Source organism: Anabaenopsis sp. FSS-46 (assembly GCF_029891665.1).
GTDB lineage: Bacteria > Cyanobacteriota > Cyanobacteriia > Cyanobacteriales > Nostocaceae > Anabaenopsis > Anabaenopsis arnoldii.
The window spans coordinates 1-2,173 of sequence record NZ_JANQDG010000052.1 but is presented as its reverse complement, the minus strand read 5'-3'; the positions used below and the strand labels follow the sequence as shown (position 1 = coordinate 2,173).

Annotated in this window: 2 protein-coding genes and 1 pseudogene; 1 reads left to right on the top strand and 2 read right to left on the bottom strand. The window is 37.1% G+C overall.

All coding sequences use genetic code 11. The features are described from left to right. Positions 1-122: 122 nt before the first annotated feature. Positions 123-353, top strand: a pseudogene (locus NWP21_RS05060) (dihydroneopterin aldolase); the annotation flags it as partial. Between the two features lie 60 nt (positions 354-413). On the opposite strand, the gene NWP21_RS05055 reads toward NWP21_RS05060, so the two are convergent. Together NWP21_RS05055 and NWP21_RS05050 are read right to left on the bottom strand one after the other, a co-directional pair. Continuing rightward, a complete protein-coding gene (locus tag NWP21_RS05055) occupies positions 414-812 on the bottom strand; it encodes a response regulator (protein WP_280791853.1) in 399 nt (132 codons plus the stop codon). Then, the coding region (locus NWP21_RS05050; RefSeq protein ID WP_280791852.1) for a PAS domain S-box protein at positions 809-2,173 on the bottom strand (1,365 nt) is incomplete at its 5' end. The genes NWP21_RS05050 and NWP21_RS05055, both read right to left, overlap by 4 nt.

Below are 2,173 nucleotides of genomic sequence, written 5' to 3'. Positions count from 1 at the left end.
AAAAATAAGGTGTAGATGTCTAGATTGCATTGTGCTGTCGAGGGTTTAGTAATTTCTCTCATTCTCCCATACCCATTACTAGACGACCCTTATTTATCAATGCACTATTTTGTTATTCTGTCAATGCGTAAGTCCTAGATACTATAGATTATCGCACTGTCATTACATCGATACAACATCTGGTAAAAACAGCTAAGTTTGCTTTAGTAGAAAAATTAGTAAGTGTAATCGCTGATCCTATGCTGGAACAGTGCGATCGCGTCACAAAAGTGCAAGTCATTCTCAGTAAACCCGCCGCGCCTATTCCTGATTTTGGTGGCAGAATTAGTATTGAAATGACTAAAACCAGGTAAATGCTCACCACTGCATCTCTTGGCGTAAAAAAATACAATACTGGTATCATAAGTATAAATTCAGAGATTTTCTTGCTTTTTGAGATCATGTTCAGATATTATTCTGACGATTTCCTCCCAAATCTTCACGGGGTTAAAAGGTTTGGTAATCACTCCAGCAACACCCATTGTGCTAAAATGTTTCCGATCTTTTGATAATACCTTTGCAGTTACTAAAATAACTGGTATCAATTGGGTAGCAGCATCAGCTTGTAACTTTTCCCAGACTTGAAAACCATCCATATCTGGCATAGATACATCTAATAAAATTGCATCGGGGGATTCTAATTTAGCTTTGAGTATAGCTTCTTTTCCCGATGTGGCTACAATTGCTTGCCAAAGGGCAAACTTTTCTAAAGATACTCGTAAAACAGCACAAATATCTTTTTCATCATCGACAATCAAAATTTTTTTTGTCATAAATATTTTCTCGGTATAGTAAAGTAAAATTTGCTGCCACTATTTAATACACTTTCTGCCCAAATTTTACCCTGATGTTCTTCAACAAGGCCTCTAGAAATTGCCAGACCCAAACCTGTACCACCTTTTTGGCGAGCGTCGGATACATCAACTTGTTGAAACCTCCCGAAGATCGCTTCTAATTTTTCCGGGGGAATACCTTTACCTTGATCTGTGATGGTAAACAGAATATCTTCCTCACTCATACTTACTGACAATTCCACAGTACCACCAGGTCGGGAAAACTTAATGGCATTCCCTAATAAATTCGTTAAGGTTTGCAGAATGGCTCTAAAATCAGCAAATATCTGGATATTGGGAACATTAAACTTGAGGTAAATCCCTGCATTTGTAGCTATTGGCTGTAAGTCTTCAATGGCTTGTTTGACCACAGTTGTGACATCAAACCACTGCTGATTAAGTTTTGTTTGACGAGATGTTAAACTTTCTAATTCTAGGATATCATTGACCAAATCTAAGAGGCGATCGCTATTATTAATGGCAATTTGCAGCATCTGCTGTTTTTCAAAGGGTTGGTCATCTAAAACGCCGGTTTCCAGAATGCCTAAAGCCCCTTTAATAGATGTCAAGGGTGTCCGCACTTCATGGCTAACAACTGAAATAAATTCATTTTTTACCCGCTCTACTTCGTGACGTTCACTGATATCTTGAATTTGCACTACAAAGTAAATAGGTTGCTCGTTAATGTTTCTTAATAAAGAAACACTTAATAATCCCCAAATTACATTTCCTTGCTTGTGTATATAACGTTTTTCTGTTTGAAATTTACTAATTTCTCCAGCCAGAGTTTTGATTAATAAACTGTCGGATAATTCTAAATCTTCTGGGTGAATAATTGCTAAAAAAGTTTGATTTAATAAGTCGTTTTCATTGTAACCCAACATCTCACATAAGGATTTATTCACGCGGATGAATTGGCCATCAATCGCCACTAAAGCCATACCGATACCAGCATCTTCAAAAGCGCTGCGAAACCTGGCTTCACTTTCTCTAAAAGCTGCTTGTGCTGCTTGACGGGCGCTAATATCTTTAATAAAACTTATTACGTGCTGTTTTCCATCTAAAACCAGCAGTTCACAAGATATTAAAACCGTCCTCACTTCTCCTGATTTTGTGAGACTATGCAACTCTAAATTACGTATATATCCTACAGATTCTACTTTTTCAATGACTAACATTAGCTCATCTTGATTACTTACCAGTGGTAAATCTTGATAGTGGTGACCAATAAGTTCTGACTTTTCGTAACCTGATAATTCCACAAAGCTGGGATTGACATCGACAATTTTTTGCTCAACACT